The sequence below is a fragment of the Thalassotalea litorea genome (genome assembly GCF_005843925.1).
Taxonomy (GTDB): domain Bacteria; phylum Pseudomonadota; class Gammaproteobacteria; order Enterobacterales; family Alteromonadaceae; genus Thalassotalea_A; species Thalassotalea_A litorea_A.
Genome location: NZ_VCBC01000005.1, coordinates 1 through 17582, shown reverse-complemented (window position 1 = coordinate 17582; position 17582 = coordinate 1). Strand labels below are relative to the sequence as shown.

21 protein-coding genes are annotated in these 17582 nt (G+C 40.1%); all 21 read right to left on the bottom strand.

What is annotated here, in order from left to right:
• Positions 1–107: 107 nt before the first annotated feature.
• Positions 108–512 carry a hypothetical protein gene (locus tag FE810_RS05430; protein WP_138319038.1) on the bottom strand — a complete coding sequence of 135 codons (405 nt, stop codon included), beginning with the start codon at positions 510–512 and terminating at the stop codon, positions 108–110.
• Positions 513–586: 74 nt separating this feature from the next.
• Complete coding sequence (locus tag FE810_RS05425) at positions 587–1201, bottom strand: hypothetical protein (RefSeq protein ID WP_138319037.1); 615 nt, start codon at positions 1199–1201, stop codon at positions 587–589.
• Between the two features lie 122 nt (positions 1202–1323).
• Positions 1324–3033, bottom strand: coding sequence for a WG repeat-containing protein (locus tag FE810_RS05420; protein ID WP_138319036.1), 1710 nt, complete (start codon positions 3031–3033; stop codon positions 1324–1326).
• The gene (locus tag FE810_RS05415) at positions 3033–3968 is read right to left on the bottom strand and encodes a tetratricopeptide repeat protein (RefSeq protein ID WP_138319035.1); all 936 of its coding nucleotides are present in this window, start codon (positions 3966–3968) and stop codon (positions 3033–3035) included. Before FE810_RS05415 ends, FE810_RS05420 begins: the two co-directional genes overlap by 1 nt.
• A gap of 258 nt (positions 3969–4226) precedes the next feature.
• Positions 4227–4886 (bottom strand): hypothetical protein, encoded by a 660-nt coding sequence (locus FE810_RS05410; RefSeq protein ID WP_138319034.1) that lies wholly within the window; start codon positions 4884–4886, stop codon positions 4227–4229.
• A gap of 596 nt (positions 4887–5482) precedes the next feature.
• On the bottom strand, positions 5483–5836 hold the full coding sequence (locus FE810_RS05405; protein WP_138319033.1) for a hypothetical protein: 354 nt from the start codon (positions 5834–5836) through the stop codon (positions 5483–5485).
• 68 nt (positions 5837–5904) lie between these two features.
• Entirely contained in the window at positions 5905–6942 is a 1038-nt protein-coding gene (locus FE810_RS05400; RefSeq protein ID WP_138319032.1) for a serine hydrolase domain-containing protein, read from the bottom strand.
• Positions 6943–7084: 142 nt separating this feature from the next.
• Entirely contained in the window at positions 7085–7564 is a 480-nt protein-coding gene (locus FE810_RS05395) for an energy transducer TonB (protein WP_138319031.1), read from the bottom strand.
• Positions 7565–7679: 115 nt separating this feature from the next.
• A complete protein-coding gene (locus FE810_RS05390) occupies positions 7680–8111 on the bottom strand; it encodes a RidA family protein (RefSeq protein WP_171022271.1) in 432 nt (143 codons plus the stop codon).
• A 50-nt stretch (positions 8112–8161) separates the two neighbouring features.
• Positions 8162–8830, bottom strand: a complete 669-nt coding sequence (locus FE810_RS05385; protein WP_138319029.1) for a DUF4386 family protein — start codon at positions 8828–8830, stop codon at positions 8162–8164.
• Positions 8831–8891: 61 nt separating this feature from the next.
• Positions 8892–9491, bottom strand: a complete 600-nt coding sequence (locus FE810_RS05380) for a DUF1287 domain-containing protein (RefSeq protein WP_138319028.1) — start codon at positions 9489–9491, stop codon at positions 8892–8894.
• A 147-nt stretch (positions 9492–9638) separates the two neighbouring features.
• On the bottom strand, positions 9639–9947 hold the full coding sequence (locus FE810_RS05375) for a hypothetical protein (RefSeq protein ID WP_212744475.1): 309 nt from the start codon (positions 9945–9947) through the stop codon (positions 9639–9641).
• A gap of 120 nt (positions 9948–10067) precedes the next feature.
• Complete coding sequence (locus tag FE810_RS05370; RefSeq protein WP_138319027.1) at positions 10068–10391, bottom strand: low molecular weight protein tyrosine phosphatase family protein; 324 nt, start codon at positions 10389–10391, stop codon at positions 10068–10070.
• A 528-nt stretch (positions 10392–10919) separates the two neighbouring features.
• On the bottom strand, positions 10920–11564 hold the full coding sequence (locus FE810_RS05365) for a hypothetical protein (RefSeq protein WP_138319026.1): 645 nt from the start codon (positions 11562–11564) through the stop codon (positions 10920–10922).
• 111 nt (positions 11565–11675) lie between these two features.
• Positions 11676–11966 carry a DUF1963 domain-containing protein gene (locus tag FE810_RS05360; protein WP_138319025.1) on the bottom strand — a complete coding sequence of 97 codons (291 nt, stop codon included), beginning with the start codon at positions 11964–11966 and terminating at the stop codon, positions 11676–11678.
• Positions 11967–12155: 189 nt separating this feature from the next.
• Positions 12156–12626, bottom strand: coding sequence for a hypothetical protein (locus FE810_RS05355; RefSeq protein ID WP_138319024.1), 471 nt, complete (start codon positions 12624–12626; stop codon positions 12156–12158).
• 360 nt (positions 12627–12986) lie between these two features.
• Positions 12987–14063 carry an MBL fold metallo-hydrolase gene (locus FE810_RS05350; protein WP_138319023.1) on the bottom strand — a complete coding sequence of 359 codons (1077 nt, stop codon included), beginning with the start codon at positions 14061–14063 and terminating at the stop codon, positions 12987–12989.
• 462 nt (positions 14064–14525) lie between these two features.
• Positions 14526–15377, bottom strand: coding sequence for a hypothetical protein (locus FE810_RS05345; protein WP_138319022.1), 852 nt, complete (start codon positions 15375–15377; stop codon positions 14526–14528).
• A 243-nt stretch (positions 15378–15620) separates the two neighbouring features.
• Entirely contained in the window at positions 15621–16088 is a 468-nt protein-coding gene (locus FE810_RS05340; RefSeq protein WP_138319021.1) for a hypothetical protein, read from the bottom strand.
• A gap of 432 nt (positions 16089–16520) precedes the next feature.
• Positions 16521–17075, bottom strand: a complete 555-nt coding sequence (locus tag FE810_RS05330) for a TFIIB-type zinc ribbon-containing protein (RefSeq protein ID WP_246036917.1) — start codon at positions 17073–17075, stop codon at positions 16521–16523.
• Positions 17076–17156: 81 nt separating this feature from the next.
• The gene (locus tag FE810_RS05325) at positions 17157–17501 is read right to left on the bottom strand and encodes a hypothetical protein (protein WP_138319019.1); all 345 of its coding nucleotides are present in this window, start codon (positions 17499–17501) and stop codon (positions 17157–17159) included.
• Positions 17502–17582 lie beyond the last annotated feature (81 nt).

The following is a 17582-nucleotide window of genomic DNA, read 5'->3' as shown; positions in this document are numbered from 1 at the left end:
GCAGCAGATCAGATTGTTGGCTGTGACAGCCCACAACACAATTGATCACGTTAGCATGGATTTTACACAGGATTACCTGCGTATGAACTTGCAGCTTTTTTGTAGAGTTAAGCCAAAGGTGGTGCTCTGGAGTGGTATGGTGCCGAGTTGAGAAGATAAAACCGGTGTTGTTTGTGGATCGCTAAACTGGGGTTCGACGCCGTTACGTTCCGATTGAAAGCATTGGCGACCTGATAGTCTTCTATATCCGCAGCAGCAAAAATTAGACACGTTGAACAATCGTTTGGTTGGGGTAATTCACTATCATCGATATCAACGAAAACCAGTTCACCTAATTGATAATAGCGATCCAAATCAATGTACTTGACGCCCTGCCCGGTGCATATCATCACCACAGTACTGCCATTGGCAGTAACCAAGGGTTGTTGATTAGACGCAAACGCACCATTCACGCTACTGAATAGGTGAATAATGAAGAGTGCTATTGCGATGGGGTACCGTAACAGTTTCATAAAAACATCTTTGAAGATCAGAGTTTTACCTTAAAACAAAGTAATACAAAAATCATCATTTTTATCTGTCTAGATTACTGATACTGAGGTAATTGGCAGTTTCCTGGTAACGAACGACTTAACTCTTTCAGGCTAAACGTTATCGGCTCTGCGGTGACAGATTGACCGTTAATTTCAACCATCGGGAGCTTTAGCGTAAATTGATCAACATTATTGGCAAATTGGTGTTTAATCTCGATACGGTAACCAACATCAACGTCACGAATTTCCTGAAAGTATTTTATTGGGATGGTACGACCAGGTAACAGTCCTTCGATGGATTGTCGTTCGATATGGTCCGTTCCCATAAATCGATAAACCTGATCCGCAATAAATGTTTTGTTAATTTGCGCGGCATCACTGACGACAAACGATTTATCCACGAATCTGAGGGTATTTTCCTGGGGGACAAAATAAGAGATCTGAGCGGTGAACTTTCCGGGCTCAACCTGTGAAAAATACGCGGTAGCTTCCACATACACATTTTGATGCAATGTGAAGCGAATATGATCGTCTGGCCCCTTGCCATTGCAACTATTGGTGAAGTTTTCAGCTATCCCTTGTTGAGGCTGGTAATAATCGAAAGAACTTTTGCTGCATGAAACAAGCAGCAATGCACTAATGCCTAGTAATGTTTGCGATGATTTCAAAATAGTGACCTTTGGCGTGTTTATCCAACTGACATATTCGTTATTTTCAGTATAGACATGTGACTTTGTACTATTAAGTCTAGGCAAAAGCCCTCAAATGTCATGGGGCTTTTTTAGTGAAATTACTTGAGTAATGCATGCATCGGTGGCGGAATATGGCCGACATGCGTGGTTTGTTTGAGTAAAACACCTTCACTATTGATCAACAACCAAGGGGATGTGCTTTGTTCGCTATCGCTATCACCAACCAGGATGTGACCATTTTCGACAAAACCTGCCTTGGCAAACTTGGCAGGCACGATCCATTGACCAGCTTTGTCAATAACCCCATAGTTACCCTGATACTTTACGCGCGTCACTTTAGACGAAAAGCTTTGGATCTCTTCAAATATCGGCGCAACAATCACATTAAATTTCGGATCCATTGCACCATACAGCCCGTTACTGCTTTTAAAGACAATTCGTTCATGATGAAAACCGCCTCGAAAACCCACGACATCGGGTAAAGGTTTGAGTCGGTTAAATGCACTGGTAACAACCTGCCATTGTTCATCAATCAACTGCACGGCGGCCAAGCCTTGTTTGGAAAAACCTGACGTTTGCAAAAACATCGCTCGGCTCGCTGGGTTGCCATTTTTTAATGACACAAACTGCAGCAGAGGTTTAGGACAATATGGCGTCGAAGTATGCACAAATTCATCCGTTGCAAGCGTCTCATCGATTGGATGAAAGACTGGAGTCGGGCTTAGTTCAATTGCACAATGTTCGGTTTTAACGAAGCCATAATCCGGGGCGACGCCATGGCACTTATCGATTATTTGGAACATAGAGGTTCCACTGAACCAACTTCCCATTACCTCAGAAAGAGCATCGGTACTGGCACAGGTGCGGTTTGTGTCGCCAATCTGAATTTGATTTTCGCCGCTGAATAAATTCGTCGTAAAGCGCTGCTCTATCTTACGCGTTCCTTCATTTAGTCGTTTTTGTTCATACAACCCCTGCATAAACCGATCAAATTGCAATTCGTTAAACCCTTGGCTTTCGGTATACGCCAAACCTTGAACATTCGCTAAGTCAAGTTCGGCATCCGCAGTGCTTAACAGCTTTTGTTGCGCTTGTTCGCCAAGCCAAATTTTAAACGCGGAAAGGTCGATATCAACATCAACAATTCGGGGTTGGTGCTGCGCAATTTTTGCAGTCGTGTCTTTTCGCAACGTACCAACAAAATCATACACCACATCTTTTGCCAGGGTTTGATTAACATATTGATTATCAATACTGTTAATGATGAGTTTTTGCCAGTCGATAATCGAAGGAATATTGTGGCTGACCGTGGCATGCAGTGACGATGACGATGGTGAAAATTGACCAAGTTCACAAGCCAAATCAAAATTATTCTGTTTGTCCAACGCAAACTGGGCTTTCAATTGGCGCAAGCTAATCTTTTCCAGCACTGAGGCAGGAATATCCTGATTGCGCTGCTTGACATTCACATCAGCAAGGAGAGCATCATGTTCAGGAATGGCAATTTCAATCAGGTTCCAGGTACCGGAACAAAGGTAATAAGGATCATTTTTTACAATCCCCATACTCAAATTACTGTTTAATTCCAGTGTAACCTGGTAGCCCGAATCATCATCAATGCCCTGCCAGCGTGACGTCGCATATCGAATTTCCTTGGGCTTGATGCTTTTTTGCTCTCCCGCGACAACAATATCCGCAGCCATCAATAACATTGCTGTTAACATAATACCCTGCAGCGCGCGATAAACACCTGCTGTGCTAACAGCGTAGGCATTGCAATTCGTTATTTTGGCAAATAATCTTTTCATTAAAGCATTGCCCTCGCCTGATGTTTGTATTGTTCTGAACTGGCGGTAGCGAGGTATTTTTGAGCGTAGGCTTTGGCCTTCTCACTATCACCCGCCATTAAATACATTGACGCGATATGATAATAGTAACTATCGGGTAGTTGCTCACCACTGCGCTGGATTTTCAGCATATATGCTATCGCACAGTCAAAATCACCAACCGGAAGACATTGTGCAATGGCATCAAGCCATTGTTGGATATTGATATCCGGCTTGTGCCAATACTGAGGCGAGAGTTCGAGTAAATTAAAGATATATTGTTCAAATACAACTTTATGGCTGTACTGATGGTGATCATTTGCAAAATCCACTTTTAAAATGGCTTTTTCTGGTTCAAATGGCGATTGCAACAGTGCAGGCTTTAAGTCGACATAGACTTTATGATCTTTTATTCGCCAACTCACAGGAATTGTAACGATATTTTGTTTCTGTTTTACCTGTAATGTCGCTGACAAATCACCAAAACGATTATCATAAGGATGAACTTCTGTTTTGGTTTCCCCGGTAAAGCCAATAAACGTTTCTTTTCCAGGTTCCACTAACCAGTCTATCGATGAAGTGCTGCAATCGGTATTGCGAAAAGTACACTGGGATTGCGCGATGACTAAATCTAAGGTCATTGGTTTATCCGTGCCACGGTGCTCGATGATTTGTTGCAGTAATTTCTGCTTAAGTGCCACTTCCTGATGGAGATCGATAATCCAGATATTATTCACCAACCGACCATTACGAAAGTCTATGCCAGTAACATCTTGTGGTTGGGCTTCTGACACAGATTGCCAAATAACTCTTTCTTTTGTTTCGGTTTTAAAATATTGCGGTGCATCTGTGGTCGAACAGGCGAACAACAGTTGAGCAACAATAAATATGCAAATGAAATGGAGAGTTTTGCCCATGCCTGTTTATGACTTCACAATGATGACTAATTGGACTGAATAGCGTACCACAGCGAACGTTTAGCGCCAGCGATATCTGTATAAATGGACGGGATTTAACCTGGTTTCAACCTTGCGATAACGTTAAATTTACAAGTAACTGAGTTAATGATTTCCATTAACACTTATTTCATCATTTTCATACGCATCAAATTAGCGCCGCTCTTAGATCTTGTGTTCATTGATTGACGATCGGCAAAAAGGACACTTTCTAACATATTACGCAGAGCAACGGGCAAAATTAAAAAATACGCTTTCCCATGCTAACTCCTGTTCAAAAGTCGGTAGGCCTAATGATGGCGACGCTAAGTGGGTCTGACGGCTACTCAGTGGATTTTGATAGTTAAGCATATATTCGGGCTGATATACCGGTTGCCCAATCGATCGCATTAATGAACACAATTGCTGGCGCTCATCTTCATTTTGAAATTTTACAATTAACGCCTGATGAAGCCCATCCAGCTGCATTGCATTGAGTTTATTCATCGCTTCTATTCGTGAACGCGCCGCCGCGTGATGCCTGACTTTGCCGCTGACTCGCATCGAGTCAAACTTGCCGTAAGACATGGCAACAAACATAAGCTCAGCAGCTCTATCGTATTCCTGTAATTGCGAGCAGCGAACCACACGACGATAAATCTGATTGGGATCATCTTTATTGCTAAGAGTTTCAATACCAGGACATCGTGTTTGCTCAGGAGATGGCTCCTGCGAATGGCTTATTTGTGATTGTGTTGGTGTTTGTGTTGGTGTTTGTGTTTGTGTTGGTGTTGGTGCGTTAACTTGCGTTTGCGGAATATTGACGGGTTCGCTTGCCTGCTGCGCAAAGGCTGCAAACTGAAACCCTAAAATTAAGACTACTAAGCTTGATTTACCCATTAAAACATCCTGTTATGGTTAGTTTTTAGCAGTTAACCAATTCTCCAAATTGGTGAATTGTTATACAGTAACTATAAATGAAATCACCTAAGTTGCAATAGCAACATCCGTTCATTCACTCCCCTAAGGTGTTGATAATTCGATAAAGGTGGAGAGATGACTCGGGTATTTGTAATGATAGCATCGAAGGCGCAGTCGTCTAAAAATCCCGTCTCAAAACATCGTCCGTTCGAAAAAACGCGATTAAAAGTATTAACAGACACCCTCGCCGCCTTTTAAAACAACCGACAGCGCTTAACTTCGCAACGCATCCGACTACCTAAAGCGCCATATAACCGCAGGATAATAGAAAAATATGATGGGGATACTTTTAGGGACGAAAACAGCAAACGGTTATTTGTCCTTATTAATTCGCTTACTCTATTTCTATTTCTATTTCACCCATTTGGGCGGTAAATAAATAGTAAATTCATTTATTGGTACCCATTTACGTATAAAGACCGCATAAAGGGCTAAAAAATAGTTGCCTAAACTTTAGTTATGAATGAGTGCAAGCCAAATGTATTGCGTCCGTTCTCAACTGCCTTGCAATTTACCTAATTGCATGTGACAAGCTTGCCTTTTTGCACTGTTATAACAACACGTTTATTTATTTCGTTACTAGTAACGTATCCACAACTACCTCGATATGCAACTGAATTAGCGCTGAAAAATTCGTAGGTGTATACACCATCGTGTTGTTGCGACAGTGAATAATGAAGGGTATTGCTTTCCCCGCTAGATATTGAACCAAAATCTAATTGGCTACTTGGCAATGTAACTTTCGCTTGAGCTATTTCTGCACCCGAATTATTCACTATTTTTACACTCGGCAAAATATAGAAACTGGCACAATACAGTGCAGTGAGTATAGCGACAACTGAAAAAGCAATTTTAAACAGAAGTTTCATCCGGCTCCTTTTGGCATATAACACCTCAAGAAGAGCCACATGTTGGTGCGCCCTTCTTTACCAATTTTTTATGACTTTTTGTCATTTTTGAGTATATCGACAATACGGTTAATGATGATTTCCGATAGATTCCAATCATACCCGTTAAAATCCGTGGTATTGATAAATTGCACAACTACGGTATCTATGTCTTTGTGGTATTCCGCAAGACTTTGGTAGCCCGGAACAAGCCCACCATGTTCATATACGTAAATAGAGGAGTATATTGCCTGTTCACCTGCATCAAATACTGAACCGTCGTTTAATGCCCGCAAGAATGTGCCGACATCCTCTGCTGTTGCCAACATGCCGTATTCATGGGTCTTGAAATCCTCTTCAACACCAACATAATAGCCACTCATTACGTCGTCTAAATCTACTTCGCTCAGCGAACTAAACGTATTGTTCAGCCCTAGAGGGATCAATATTTCCTCTTTAATATATTGATGATGCGAATAACCCACGACCTTTTCTATAACCTGGCGAAGCAACAAATAATTTGTATTTGAATATTCATAGCCTTTATCTGGCTCAAAGCTTGCGGGTAAATCAAGGGCAAATTCTAAGGCTCTTTTACTGTTTTCCTGTTCGTTTTGCCAAAAAATGGGATTATTAGTAAAGTTTGGAATACCACTGCGATGTTGTACCATTAGTTTCAACGTGATCTTTTCAATATTTTCAATTCTGCCCACAAGCTCCGGAAAGTAGTCTGCAACCTTATCATCTAAAGACAAACGGTTGTCATTGGCTAATTTCGCCATAGAAACGGCAACATACAACTTGCTAATACTCGCAATCTTAAATAATGCTTCTGGATCGGCAGGTATTTTATTTTTTCGATCTTTCCAACCACCGGCATAAAATTCCGGTGGTTGCCCGGCTTGATCAATATAAACAATCATGCCATCGAACCCATGACTTATTGCTTCATCAACTTGTTCCTGAACTGTACTTGGCAGGGGTAATATCCATGCTTTCACCAATATCCACGGCACGTAAAAAAGAGAAATTGCTGTCCCTGCAAATAATACGATTCTGAATATGAATTTTAGTTTTCTGTTTTTCATATATTTATTAATTCAAGGCTTTGAATTTGATTTCCTAACTTATAACGCCTTACGAAGCGCGAAAAAATGGTGGCTAAAATTAGCGAGGAACGAGCAAAAGCCTACTGTTATTTGCCCGTATGAACAGCTTGTTATAAATACATTACCCGCTTGCCTTCACAAGCATGCCTGTGGAATAAATGATATCTTCGCTTGGACATGAATATGTTGGAATAGTAGATGAACAAGGCTGATTTGGCTTATCAAAACAGAAATCAAATCGAGTTTGTGTTTTGACTGGTTGAGTAAGGATGCTTTTAGGTAACTCTGACCATTTCCAGCTTTTAATTGCTTGTTTAGCAGCTTTTGAAAAATGTTTATTTGTTGAAACTACGACAACAATGTCCTTAACTTCATTTTGTGGGGTTATTACATATTCAATTGTTGCACAGCCTTCAATAAATTTTTGCACTGCTTTTATTGGGTATCTAGCAGGAAATCTATTGAGTTGATCCCACTTTGAGGATTTAATTTCATTGTGAGTTAACGATAGATTTGGATACTCTTTTATTGTCTCATCGTTGGTTGAGGCACAACCATGCAAACAAATAGCAATGATTAAGATACTAAAATTATTTTTCATAACCGAAACTTCCTTGTATTTATGGTGCCCAAATAATTGGCAAATTTATTTTTCTAAAGGTTGAGGAACGAAAACAGCAAACTGTTTTTTGTCCTTATTTATTAGCTTGTTATGTTTACGGTAACACAACAACAAGTTCAACTTCTAAAAAGTGTGATTCGCTCCATAGCCTTTTTACTTCAACCCAGCTGGAAGACGGGTATTTACCGTCAAAATAAGCCTTACGTATTGGGATTGCCGACTTTAACTTTTCAATGTCTGTAGTGAAGATAACTTCTTTTACGATAGCATCGGTTCCAACATTATAATCAGACAGTATCTTCTTGATGTTAGTGTATATATCGTCCACTTGGTTTTCAAAGCTGGCTTTTTCGCTCGTAATACCAGAGATATACAGAGTGTTACCATTTTTTACTACTTGTGTATAACCAGTATCATTCTCCCAAGGAAAATAATTTTTTCGTTCAATAGACGGGTTCGTTGTGACACACCCACAAAGCAAGATACCACAAAATAATAGCAATGATTTTTCTCTGAAATTAATCAATTGAACTCCAATAATGAAAAGTAAATATAATGCCTCATTTAGTCGACGCGTTAGCGGTCGGCTGAAATAGACTGGCTAACATTGCTTTGGCCGAGCATGAATATACCAAGCCAGACAAACCAAATAATCTGAGTAATCCCAAAAATTTCGGTGAAGACTTTATCTGGATATATTGTTGCAATACCAGAAACTCCTACAACGACACCAAGGTAATTCAGTCCTCGCGGGAATGCTTGGGCTTTTAACGCAGCTATACTGATTAACAGTACCCAAAGTCCACCAACCAGTTCGTTCCCGCCTCCAAGGCTTTCGATTAGCACTGAAATAATTCTCCACATATCAAAAGCTTTCTCGGAGGATAAATCCATTAGGTTAATTGCATGTGAAAGCCCAATAGTTGCCAGCATACCGCTTGCAATAACCAGAACAACCCAAACAACGCCAAAGATAGAACCCACTTTAACAATTGGATCATTTATTGGTTTTAGTTTCACATATAAGCCAACCACAAGAACCGCTAGAAAAATGCCAAACACTGCATACATCAGAAAATAAATCATAGAAAACACAAACTGGTTTTCTGCCAAATATGCCATTTTTTCGGATGCTGTACCTTCGGAGGGATATTCCCAAAAAGCGCCAAAATACACAAAGGCAACGATATAAATTAAAGCCTCAAAAATAGCTGAAACACCTGCAACTTTTTGTAGATTATTCATCAAAACTATCCTGCTCTATATGTAATACTAACGCCTTAAGTAGCTACAGCGTCTCGCTTCCTTAAAAATTGCCATATTTATTTGGCACATATCGGTAGTGCCCGGTAATTTGATATGAAAATAGCATATCATCCAGACTTGGCCCTGAACCAATATTGTGAACAATAAGTGGATTTCCAGTGATCTTCGATATTTTATCTGTAACGATACCAATATGAGGAAGGTTTCCTGGGAGCATCCAAGTGACAATATCACCAGGAGCATAATCTTTAGAGTCATTGGTGATGGGAAGCACAGAGCCGTTACGAGTTAAGAATGCTTGTAAATTGGGGACGCGGCGATGATCTATGTTTTTGTCAGTGCGACTTAAACCCCAGATGCGTTTTGAAGGGTAGGCAGAGAAGTTTTTGGACATATCTTCATGCACTAAAACCTGTAGGTCTGTTCCCAATGAGCGATAAGATCGAATGACGACATCGGTGCAAACGCCAATATTCTGAGGGACATCCCCGTTGGGGTATGCAATAGAAAAGTACGACCCATCATAAGTTATGTCTTGCTTGGTACGATCAATTGCCGCGGAAACAAGATCATTGGCAAAATCACCGGCATAGGTGTTTTGAGATACGAGAAAAAATACTGTGGCTAAGAATCTATTCATAGGACTCGACAAAAATATAATGCCGCGTTAAGTAATAAACCACGCGACCAGTTAACCTAAACTAATGTACCGTAATCACAAAACCCAACCTGAACCGAAAATTCCAAGCGTTGGAAATCTGTCTTAAGCGCTTTGCTAGGCGAACTTCTAAGGACAAGCTCCAGAGATTTCATCGGATTTACAAGGAAAGCAACTTAATACCTCGCTGCCTTCATAGGTAAAGCAGACTTCCCCTACTTCATCATTAACAATAAAGGATCGATTAAGCTCCGAGGAAAAGTAGTGCGTAAATTCCATACCCTGATCCTTGAACTTGTGTTCAGTTGCACTATTTTCGATTACTTCGAATAACGTATCCAATGTTCGGATAGAGTCATAGAATTCACTATCGTTCGATGCAAATGCCGATGGAGGTATCATTGCGATAAATATAACCTTCACAAGAAATTTATACATTTCTGCTCCATTCGCCTAGCGCCTCTATAAGAGATTAAAAATCAATTGGTTATACTTTAGCGAGGAACTGGCGTTAAACCAATGATTTTATGTCCCTTCTTTTAACAATTTGTTATGTGTTTACTTTACATATGCAGGAACTTTTGATTTCAATAAATCAATCAATTCCTGATCCATGTATTCGTAGTCATCTGGTATTCCCAAAGAGATCACAGACTGCCCGTTAATTGCGCTGCCAAATTTTTTAGACAATTTCTTTTTATGAGCATTTTCCATAACAAAGATATAATCAGCCCATTCGATGTCTTCAAGAGAAACATGAACTTCAGCATCCCTACTGATACCAGCCGAAGAGACTTCCCACCCATCTATATTGCAAAATACTGCTTCTGCCGTTGGGCTTCGAAGCTTGTTCTTACTGCATAGAAACAAAATATTTGGCACAAACTCTCCAGGAGATTAAACACATAATGCCCTGTTAAGGGGCAAATTGAAATTGGCTAAAAAGTGTAGCGACGCGGAACCAGTCACTGTTATTTCTCTCGTTTGAACAGCTTGTTAGCTTTCTTTTATGAACTCAACAACAAATGTAACACCGGAAGGTATTAACTGAAAACTAGACGAAATAATCTTGTAATCAACATACTCATCATGCAGAGCGATAAATTTTTTAGCCTCTACATCTAAATCTTTTTTTGCATATTCTGTCCCCGCGAAACCACCAGTATATATTTTTAAGGTATATTGATCTGACGCGTGATTTATTTGAATAGGGGTAAAAGTGTTACCGTAGCTCGATGATGTACAACCTTATGTTGTGACTGATAAAGCAGTAATACAAATTAATGTAACTAAATTCATTCGCGATTTCATAATCTATCCTTGATGCTTATTGTTAAAGAAAGCTAGCGCCCTTTTAAGGGGCAAAATACAGTTGGCTAAAATAAGCGATGCAGGAGCAAAAGCCAACTTTTATTGATCCTGATTTAATGACTTGTTCGCAGTACTTTTAACTTTACTCACAGTTAGGAGCGCACTTATAAATATAATTGCCACTATATCAATTGAGATCCACTGCGTTGGCAGGTTGCCTGTATATTGATTAAATGAAAAGCCAGGCGAAAATGAAGCTGATGCACCAAATAAAAATTGAGTATTCCAGCTTATATAAACATATGCACTACCAAGCCCTGAGTATGTTGCCGAAATAGATCCAAGACCAATACTAAGTACTTGAAGAGACTGGTTTAGTATTGAAAGCCAATAGTATTTGTGATTTTCTTTTATCGCGGTCATCCCTGCGATTGCATTAAGCGCTATAAATGGTATAGCAACGACGGTACTTAGAAATGAAAATGAGCCATCGAAAATAGAACCGACATAATAAAGTAAAATCGCCACTGCAGCAGTTAGTTGGAAGTAGCCGATAATTTTCACTCTATTCTTAGCAATTGAAAAGGCCTCTTCTTTAGACTTTTCAATTGCTTCTGAAATTTCATCCTTTCTATTTTCAAGTTCTAGTTGCAATGAATTGTAGTTTGGCGAATCTGGTGAAATCTTCTCTTTTACATCCAATAGATCGTTCAACGTGTATTTAGAATAATCGATAGTACTCATTTGCATCCTTGTACTGCTAATGTCCTGTTAAGGGGCTGATAATGTTTGGCTAAACTTGTGCAGCGAAGCGGAACTAAGAAAACTGTTAGCCGTTCCGTCTTAATGCGCCTGTTATATGCCGTATACTGGCTTTAGATACCAATAATAAATAATACCGAAAGGGATAAACTCAGCAATAAAAAATAAAAGTCTTCCTACTTGGGGTAGCCAATCTATTTCTTTTTCTGAATTGATTTCTTTTAAGTCTAATTGTCCGATAAAGCCAAGAGGTTTGTCATTTTTCCGCGGCCATTCAAACTGACCTCCGACTAGAGGCTTCCCGCCAAGAAAACTCGATGTACTTTTATTAGATGTCACTAAACGTAAACATTTTTCACCTAAAGCCAAAACTTTTTCATTCATTCTCTCGACAACTCCATTTGATGGTTAACGCCTCGTTAAGAGGTAAATAATTGTTGGCGAAAATAAGCGAGGAACGCGCAAAAGCCAACGGTTTTAAGTAAACACTTGAATATTACGTTTGGAGTCGATGGGCACCGCAGCTGCGCCCAATAGAGACTGTTTGCTGCCGCAATGTATTGAACTAATTTGTTATGTTCTTTTGACCTGTAACCAGCAGCCTAATAATACAGCAAATGGATAATTCAAGAAGCGTGCAATGGTATACCAAAGTGGCTGTGCGTTATATTGATCGGGTATTATCCAAAACATAATTAAACTTAGCGAACTACAAATTAAAATCAAATAGATGCAGTACCTGTATTCTTTAAAGTTGGTTTTTTTAGCGACATATTGGCCCGACCATAAAGAAAATAATGCTCCTTCAATAATGAAAGCGAGATACATAACTGAACTTGGTAGATATACTTCTGTTTCTGCGTCCGGATGTAAACCTACAGTGCCAATATATATGCCATAAATTATGCCAATCAGCATAGCAACTATCATGGAACCCACGAAACTAACCAGCACTGCTATGCTAATAGCTTTGACAGGGCTACTTCTTGATGTATCTCTTATATCCAGATTTGCTGAGGGCGTAGAGTAAAATTCCTGACTCAATTTAGTTATCCTTTTTAAGTTGCTGAAACATAACACTGCCATAACGAAGTCCTGGCATCACCGTTGATGCCCTTGTTATATGCACAACTATCGACTTTCGTTATCTCAATTTTACGCGACATCTAGTTTTTTAAGCTGGACGTTTACGCTGATTGGGAATGCATACGCGGGTGACTTTACTGATTCTCCTGCGCCATTCCCTGACGTTTCAACCGCTCCTGATTTCTTCGAAAAATCGCAGGATGTGAATATAACACCGAGCTCTGTGGAAATATTTAGAGCTCATCAGCGCCATGTTATACGTGATGATTTTCTCGCGCACAGCTCTCTACTTTATTGCTTTTCAATTAAATGAGCCGACTATCGGTCATTCAAATTTTCCTGATAAATATCTTCAGAACCGATGGGCAATGTAAACGTCAGGCCATCATACCCAATTGTCACACCCGTTGGTCGAACCTCCTTTACGTCTCGCATAAACGTCCATTCAGCAACTTTGTTATCTGGCGCTGGAACGAGGTGATAGAGAACCAATTCTTTGACTTTAGCTTCATTTGCTACTTCAGCCGCCTCGACTGGAGAAGTGTGATAGTCCTGTATATCGAACATAATCTTCTCTAACTGTTTATTACCGATTTTACCTGATTCGATTTCCATTTGTTTCACGATATGCCGAGATAAACCTTCATGAAACAACACATCAGCGTCTCTTGAGAATTTAATTGTTTTCTCAATTTTCGTCGTATCCCCACTTACTACAACTGAGCGCCCTTTGTAATCAAAACGATACCCAACGGCGGGATGTATCGGTGCATGATTGACAGAAAACATCGTTATCTTCAGCGCCCCGTCATCCAACACTGTTGCTGAATCACCCTCTAAACGAATTTCTTTAGCTACCATCCTTCCTATCGCAGGATTTAAATAGTCTTCACCATGGTGTGCCGTACGATAAGCGCTGTCCAGCGCATAAGCTTGGGCAAAGCCTTCGACCACTTGCTTCACGCCTATGGGGCCGTATACGTCAAGTGGTGCATCACGCCCCTGCGCCCAAGTCATCATATTGAACTCACCCAAATCACCCATATGATCCGAATGAAAATGGGTTAGTAAAACCGCCCCTACACGTTTAGCTGGAATCCGCCAAATCCCAAGATTATTAGTACTACGGTTACCTGTATCGACTATATAGAACTTACCACCGGCAATAACCATGACGCAAGTTGCTGCTCGATCCTTGGTGGGCATAGGTGCGGCGCTGCCACATAGTGTTATTCGCAACGCATCCTCAGCAAAAAGATCATCAGGGACGTTAGACATGCTTTGGGTAATTTCTCTCTGTATTAATTGTTCTTGTACCGCTGGCATTTGTACAAGAAAAGCAACTAACACGGCCAAAATGCTTAGAATGCTGAGTGTTTTAACAAAAAGCTTCATTTCCTAAATTCCTAATCACCATGACAATTATCATAAGTTCAAATTGACCTGATTATTGCTCAGTCAGTGTCCGTATAAAGCATAGCTATGAAACAAAAATTGTTGGCTAATTTAAGCGACGAAAGAACAAAAGCCGACTGTTTTTTGCCCTTTTATACGACTTGCTACGTAACACATTTAAATTGATTACGCTTAAAAAACAATATTAAGCCAAATAAAATTGCCGAATGCTGCTCCAAATGGAAATGACATAACAAATGCAAGCGGTTCAGCAACCTCCTTTGACATCACATCATTTCGTAAACTTAGTTCGACAGCTTTGATTTTAAAATTTATAGGGTAAAACCACGTTTTTCAAGGCTGGGTTTATAGGCATTTTAGCCTCCTCAAAGTAATGAAGAGGTGTCCACTAAAACGGGGGAGGAGCAGTATCCTTTTGCATGACTTGTTAGCTGCGGCCAATTACCAGCCTAGCGGGATATCTATCAAAGGCACATGTGCGTCATTTCGATCATCGTCATTGACAAGCATGAGTGTCTTCCCTGGCTCATACCACGCCAAGCCTTCCCAGTTTTTATTAACAGGAACCTTCAAAGATTTCAACTGGGGAGCTAGCTCAAACGGCTGCCCTATGGGTTCACCACTGAGATCAAATCGCTGAAGCACTGCCGGACCATAGCGGTTACTGTCGTCACTACTTGGCATTCGAACGCTACTCAGTAGCACTATAAATCCATCCCTGTGCCACACAAGATCGGGGGCACGAAAGCGAAAAGCATGGGGTTCTTGGCCTTTGGGCTCTTTTTGATCGACCCACTTGGATAGCGAATCGGTGTTAAGTACAACTTCCTTTGATGGTTTGGGTACCACACCATTTACAAGAGTATGTAAGATCACAACCGGGCGCAGTGCTCGGGTTGGCGGTGCAATTTCGGCGGGTAGGAATCGCGCTATCGGATAGCCCCCTTCCCAAAGAACGGCGATATCATAACTACCCCGCTCACCAGGCGTTGGGCGCGATGCAAGGCCTTCAAGTCCCGCTTGTGCGTATTCCCCGAATCGGCTTGGATACGAAATGATCGTACCCTTATCAGACACAAGCGACCGTAATCGCTCCGAAAGCACAATAACTTCCCCGTCAGCGAGCACATCGATACTTTCAAAGTCCACATGCAGTTTTGCCTCAATGATCTGCTTGCTGTGCAGTCGGCCCGCTTCACTAAAAACAATATGTCGACTTCTAAGATCGGTTATGTCGTATTCGTAGTAATTACCCAAGTCACCGTCGGCGACAATTAAAAGTTTATTGCCCAAACGCACAATTCCCGAAGCTTCTTTGATAAGAGGTTCGGCATTTGCACCCTGTACGATGAGCGTCAGCAGTAGAAATGTAAGCATTCGATTCAATGGCAAGATGACTTCCTTTTGTATAGGGTGATTACGATATAGCAGCTAACGCCTACATAAGCGACGTAAAATACTTGGCCAATATTTGTGAGGAACGAACATCTAGCCAACCTTAAGACGTCATTTTCCTTTATCATCTTGTTGTGTGTTTCATTCGCCAAGCCATTTAAATTTGGCATCTTTGATTATTTTATTGAATTCAGCCTGAGTGATTTTGCCGTTAGCTAAATCATCTTCTGCTGGCCAAACAACCTTCTGATATTCGTATTCTATAGCGGCAAGAATATAACCGAGCTTTCTTTCGGTGATGTTTCCCTTATGGAAGTGATGCATCGCTAATTTTTTATTCCACGACTTGCCTTCTGGAGGTTTTGGTAACCTAAAATCAAGGGTAAGAAGCCTTTCATCTGATATTGTGAAACCTTTAGCTATTGAATCTTTAGCACATTCATAGAGCATATAATCAATAGAGTCTTGAAGGCCATAAAAATGCCAATCAAAACCCGCATTACAACCTCCTACAATCTTTCCCTCTTTGTCAGTAATATTAACCGCTCTTTCAGCGCAACCTGAAAGGAAAAATAAGACTATGATTATCTTTAATAAATTTCGATACATCAATGAACTCTTCTAAGCACATAACGCCCGCATAACGGGCTAATAAAGCACGAACTAAGCCAAGCTATATAGTCCATGCGTTGATGCGCGTGTTATGTGTAAAACACACCCAAATTTAAGCAAAATACTTTGATATTAAACCAATACCGAGAATTAGAATAACTAATACAACCCAATGTCTTTTTGAACCATCTAAATTTTCACCGCACACAGGACAAGATGATGATTTCATTGGAGTTCCAGTAACGTTTGTCGCTTTAACCAATGGTGAGGTAATTTCTGATTTACACTTTTTGCACTTCATAAATATCCATTTTAATTATGACAATACTCGATGTTTAATTTACACATAACGCCCTGCTAAGGGGCTATATGCGAGGTACGAGCACAGCCAGCTGTTTGTGTCCGTTTAAGCAACTTTTTATCCGTAATTTACAGGTAGTGTCTTGGTGTAAACAAGCGATTCATTACCTTTGTGAAGGTTTCCAAATTGCCTATCGTATTTTGATGCTCCATTCGTTGTTTTATTACATCAGGATCCTTATCAACTTCTTGAATTAATTTTTCACACATAGCAATTCTTTCCCTTTCCGAAGAGAAATTTTCACGAAGTAATTCTAATTCACCAGAGTCTAACCAAATACCTGCACAATTAGGACACTCATCAATTTCTAATACTTGTTTCGGACTATAAAATCTCCTCATCATCACCACGTTTTCACATTTAGGGCAATTAATTCGGTTATCAGCATCTAAAATTACAGACTCAAATTGTGTAAGATGCTCAACAAGGACTTCTCCTCTTATTTCGTGTTTCTCATCGAATTTATCTAATTCAAGATTATCAAAAAACACTCCCCCACATTCCTCGGAAATATCTACTGCGATCTTTCCAACTTTAACGGTCTTAAGTGGACTTCCTGTTCGTGGGCACTTCATTAAATCTAAACTCCAAACTTGTGATTGAGTATTACGTATATCGCCCATTTAAGGGGCTGATAATAGTTTGCTAAAATGTGTAGCGAAGCGAAACCGAGCAAACGGTAGCAATCCCGCTTTAAATTCTTGTTAGGTGCTAGAACTTACATCAACGCCTTTTTCGTTGATTTGAGCATATATTTTAGTCCCTGAAGTAAAATACATTGGCTCTGTAATAATGACTTCTCCATTACTTAAAGTAACTTTGAAAGTCATAGCAGCTTCAGCATTAATCTCGAAAATAACGATGTCACCACTATTTAATAACCCAAGATCTTTTGACTCATTTCGCCAATAAGAAACAACATGAACTGGGCTAGGAGATCTATTTTCTACTCTAAATTTTGGCGCTGCAGAATTAAGTAAAAAAACTACAGATAGACTTATAAAAGCTATAACTATTAATAAGATTGATATGGCCTGTTTCTTAGTCACGCTTATGCACCTAACGCCCTGTTATTTGTCCCGCTTGAACAGCTTGTTATATGCAAATTATCTTAACAACTTTAACACTTC